This is a genomic window from Myxococcus sp. AB025B (assembly GCF_006518215.1).
Classification (GTDB): Bacteria; Myxococcota; Myxococcia; order Myxococcales; family Myxococcaceae; genus Myxococcus; species Myxococcus fulvus.
The window spans coordinates 1-4,663 of sequence record NZ_SRLW01000486.1; the positions used below are offsets into that span (position 1 = coordinate 1).

A 4,663-nucleotide genomic window follows, 5' to 3' on the forward strand; every position below is an offset into this window, starting at 1 on the left:
CCAGCCGGCGCACCACCCCACCCTGCACCAGCGCGCTCAGAATCCCCACCACGGCGAAGAGCCAGCCGGCGCGAAGGCTCGCCTCCTTCAGCACCGCCGCGTCCGTGCGCACCGCGTGCAGGAACAGCCCTCCCTCCTCCAGCGCCACCGGCCCCGAGGACAGGAAGCGCGTCAGCAGGTAGACGGAGAAGGTGCCCTCCATCTGGGCGAAGGCGGTGGTGAACAGCAGCATCAGCACCAGGCACCTGGCCACCACGGGCAGCCGCAGCGCCTGGGAGACGCCCTTGAGCGTGCGCGCGTGGCCCTCCGGCCCGCCCGGCGCGCGCGACTCCGGCAGGAACAGGTACGTGCAGACCAGGTTCACGGCCACCAGCCCCGCGGCGAACAGGCCGATGGCCAGGTTGCCACCCCACGCGCCCAGAAAGCCCCCGAGCGCGGGCCCCAGCACGAAGCCCAGCCCGAAGGCCGCGCCGATGACGCCCATGCCGCGCGCCCGCTCCTCCGGCCTGGTGATGTCCGCCACCACCGCCTGTGCGGTGGCGATGTTGCCGCCGGAGAGGCCGTCGATGATGCGCGCCAGGAACAACAGCGGCAGCGAGTGCGCCACGGCGAACAGCAGGTAGCCCAGGAGCGAGCCCACCTGGCTGGCCAGGAGCACGGGCCTGCGGCCGTACCTGTCCGACAGCCGCCCCAGCACCGGCGCCGCGATGAGCTGCATCAACGAGAAGACGGAGATGAGCAGGCCCACCGTGAACGGCGACGCCCCGAACTTCACTCCGTACACGCCCAGCTGCGGAATCAGGATGCCGAACCCGATGAGGTCCAGCGACACGATTCCGAAGACGACGCGCAGTGACGCCGTCCGGCTCACCCGTAGCTCCCTTTGCCTGAAATGAAAAACCGCCGGAGCGCGGAAGATAGCGCTCCGGCGGTCGAAAAGGCGCTCCGTGCGAGCCCCCCGCGACGATTCGACGCGGGGCCTGCCGCTACAGGGCCTCCGCCGACTGGACGTTGCGGTTCGCCGAGTCGCGGTCGATGCAGCCCTTGGTCAGCGTGTACTGGTACGTGCCCAGCTCGTCGCGCCAGTACTCACCCTCGTACGGCCAGTAGAGCTGGTCGTCCGCCACCGCCACGGAGAAGCGGTACTTCTTGACGATGGCCGTGCGGCCGCCCGCCTTGAGCTGCTCCTCCAGGAACTCCTTCTCCTTCGTGGTGGTCTCGAACTTGATGCGCAGGCCGTTGGCGAGCAGCTGCTTGAGCGCCACGAGCTCCGTCTCCAGCTTGCCCTTGGCCATGATGCCGGCCTTGGAGATGAGGCTCAGCCGCTGCACCTTCAGCTCCTCCAGGAGCTGCTTGGACAGCTCGGAGTACTTGAAGGTGTCGCCGCGGCTGGCGAAGGCGTCCATCTCCCCCTCCAGCTCGAGGATGGAGTCGTTCGTCTTGCGCAGGTCCTGGTCCGTGAGGGCCAGCCGGAGGATGCGCTCCAGGATGAGGTCGGTGTCGTTCTTCTCCAGCCCCTCCTTGTTCTTCTTCTGCACGTCCGCCAGCACCGAGTAGTAGGCCGAGGCCTCCATGTCCTTCTTCACCAGGCCCTCGAGCTGGTCATGCACCGGCAGGTACGTGCGCTCGAAGTCCTGGAGGATGATGTTCGACTCGCGGTAGCGGCAGTTCTCGTAATAGATGACCGCCTTGAGGATGAGCGCCTCCGGGAAGTACTCCTCGCGGAAGAAGGGCGACGACAACGTAATCAGGTTGCCCAGCGCCTGCTCGTACTGGCCCACGCGGTAGTTGGCCCAGCTCGACTCGAAGAGCGACTCCAGCCACTGCGTGTTCCCGCGCTCCACCTTGCCCAGGTAGAACAGCGCGTAGCGGTTCTGCTGCATGCCGTAGTGCGTCCGGGCCAGCTGCATGAACGCCAGCTCGCGCAGGGACTTGTCCGCCTTGGCCTGGTCCGCGGACTTGCCGGCCACCGGGCGGGTGAGGCGCACCACCTCCTTCATCGCCTCCACCGACGCGAGCATCTCGCCGTTGCCGCGCTTGGACGCCGCGTCCTTCTGACGGCTGCCGTTGCGGAAGCTGGCGATGCCGTCCAGGTAGCGCGCGCGGGGATAGAACGCGTCCGTCTTCGGGATGAGCAGCGTCAGCCGCTTCACCTCGTTGAAGCTCTTGTCCGCGTCCGCCGTCTGACCCACCTGGTCCAGCGCGCGGCCGCGCACGAAGTGGTAGCGCGCCAGCAGGTACCGGAACTCGTTGCGGTACTTCTCCGGGAACTCCTGGTTCGCGTGTCGGGCAATTTCATCGAGGATGACCGTCTCGTTCTTCGTCTTGCGGCTGATGAAGAACAGCCACTCCAGGCTCGTCTTGAAGAACTTGGTGGAGGGCCCCAGCGAGAGGATCTTCGAGAACTCGCCGAGCGACGAGTGGTACATGCCCATGCGGTAGAGCGACTTGGCCAGCACGTAGCGCGCCTCGGTGTGCAGCCCCGCCAGCTTCGGGTCCGCCAGCAGCTCGTGGGCCGCCATGGAGGCCTTCTCGTACTCGTCGTTCTTGAAGAGGCTGACCGCCACGTCCAGGCGCTGGCGGTCCGCCGTCTTGCCCGACACGTCCACCGCGTCGAACGACATGGTGGGCGCGGGCGTCTTGGGGGCCTCCTGCTGCGTCAGGTCCAGCCCGAAGCCACCGGAGCTGTCCTGCGCCGGAGGGGCCGCGGGCGTGGGCGCCGGAGGCGTGGGCGTCGTGGCGGCGGGCGTCGCAGCCGGAGCCGTGACGGCCGAGGGAGCGGCCTCCGCGGGCGCGGGCGCGGGGATCGGCTCTTCATCGGGAGCCTCCACCAGCGCGGGAGCGGACTTGCCGCGCCCGGTCTTCTTCTTGCCCTTGGCGGACTTGGAGCCCTTGGAGGAGGTCGCGCCCTTCTTCTTCTTCTTGGACTTGGACTGACCGCCCAGGTCCAGGCCCTCGAAGCTCTGGGCGTGGGATGGAGCCGTCCACGCGAGCGCGAGCCCGAGGACGGCGAGACGGATGAGCCTGAAGGAACGCATCATGACTCGGGGTTGGACGAGGGGAAGAAGAAGGACACACCCAGCTCGAACATCAGCTGGTTGCGCAGGTAGCTGTCGGAGGTGCGGCTCTTCTCCACGTAGATGAGGTCGCGCACCTCGGTGCGCAGCGACACCCAGCGGTTGAAGAAGAAGCGCAGGCCCACGCCCACGTTGCCGCCGGGCGTCAGGTAGTTCTTCGCCAAGAGGGCCGTGGTGTCATCCAGGTCCGGGCCCCGGTACTGGACGACGGACGCGCCGACGATGCCGTAGAGGTCGAAGTGGACGAACTTCTCGGCGAGCAGCGACAGCTTGCCGTAGATGGGCGCCCACTGGACGTCCACGCCGCCCAGCAGCTTGAGCTGCCCGGGCGCCTGACCGTCCAGCTCGTTCATGGTCGGCGACGAGCAGCCGCGCGTGGAGCCGTCCGTGCCGTCGGAGAAGGTGCAGATCTGCGCCGCGCCCGCCACCGACGTCACCGCGTAGCCCAGCCGCAGGCTGACGCCGAGCGTCTCCATGGGGTGGTAGGTGAGCGTGCCGCCGAAGATGTACTTGGTGAAGAAGGCGTCGCGCAGCGACAGCGTCGCGGACGGGCTGAACTCGAAGCGCCCCTTCTTGAGGAACACGTGGCCGGACACCGGACGCACCCGCTCACGCAGGGGCCCCAGGCGGTCCTTGTCCACTTCCGACACGTCGCCGGCCTCCTCCTCCTCGGAGGCCTGCGCGTGCGCGAGCACCGGCGCCATCAGACACAGCGCGAGCAGCCAACGGAAGACGGGCTTCATTCCGCGTCCCTCCCCGTCGAACGGAAGGGCAGGAACAGCGAGATGCCGGCGTTGAGGGTCATGACGTTCTGCACGGCGCCCTTGGCGCTACCCAGGGGCTGATCCACATAGGAGGTGTTGATGAGCGCCACGTTCACCGCGATCCAGTCCTGGGCGACGAAGCGCATGCCCAGGCCCAGGTCCGCGGCCGGGTTGAGCCCGCGACCCGGCAGCGACGAGGTCTCCGTGTTCACCACGCCCGCGCCCGCCAGCAGGTAGCCGTCGAAGTGGAGGATGGAGTTGAGGAACGCCACCTTGCCGTACAGCGGGCTCCACTCCACGTCGCCCATGGCGGACCACTGGGGCACCGAGTTGTAGATCTTGCTGTTGAAGGTGCGCTTGGCGGTGCGCACGTCGTCGGACGGCACCACCTGCATCACCGAGCCGCGCGCGGAGATGGCCAGCGTGTCCGCCAGGTAGTACGCGCCTCGCACCGACGCGCCCACCTTCGAGTAGAACGGATCGTTGACGGAGATGCTGATGAGCGGCGTCAGCTCGAACCGGCCCTTCTTCCGATACACCTTGCGCTGGACGCTCTTCACCCGGTCCTCCTGGGTGATGTCCGTCAGCGGCATCAAGGCCTCGGGAGGCGGAGCCTCCTCCTCGACGGGGCGCGTGGCCGTGCTCGCGGGCGCGGCCTCCTCCGCCGGCGGTGGCGTGGTGGACTCTTCCGACTTGGGCTGGGTCTCTTCCGTGAGGTCGAGTCCCATGCCCTCCTGGCTCTGCGCGGATGCCAGACCAGGCACCAGGCACAGCGCGAGCAGCAACGTGTGGCGATTCAAACCGGGGGCTCCGTGGGGGAGG

At 68.0% G+C, this 4,663-nt stretch carries 4 protein-coding genes; all 4 read right to left on the reverse strand.

What is annotated here, in order from left to right:
• Positions 1-871: MFS transporter (locus tag FL311_RS41290; RefSeq protein WP_141333105.1), on the reverse strand; the 871-nt coding region annotated here is incomplete at its 3' end.
• Positions 872-986: 115 nt separating this feature from the next.
• Positions 987-3,038, reverse strand: coding sequence for an adventurous gliding motility protein GltC (gene gltC, locus FL311_RS41295; protein WP_194869601.1), 2,052 nt, complete (start codon positions 3,036-3,038; stop codon positions 987-989).
• Entirely contained in the window at positions 3,038-3,820 is a 783-nt protein-coding gene (locus tag FL311_RS41300) for an outer membrane beta-barrel domain-containing protein (RefSeq protein WP_141333107.1), read from the reverse strand. The genes gltC and FL311_RS41300 overlap by 1 nt, the downstream gene beginning before the upstream one ends.
• Complete coding sequence (locus tag FL311_RS41305; RefSeq protein ID WP_141333108.1) at positions 3,817-4,641, reverse strand: outer membrane beta-barrel domain-containing protein; 825 nt, start codon at positions 4,639-4,641, stop codon at positions 3,817-3,819. Before FL311_RS41305 ends, FL311_RS41300 begins: the two co-directional genes overlap by 4 nt.
• Positions 4,642-4,663: the final 22 nt, after the last annotated feature.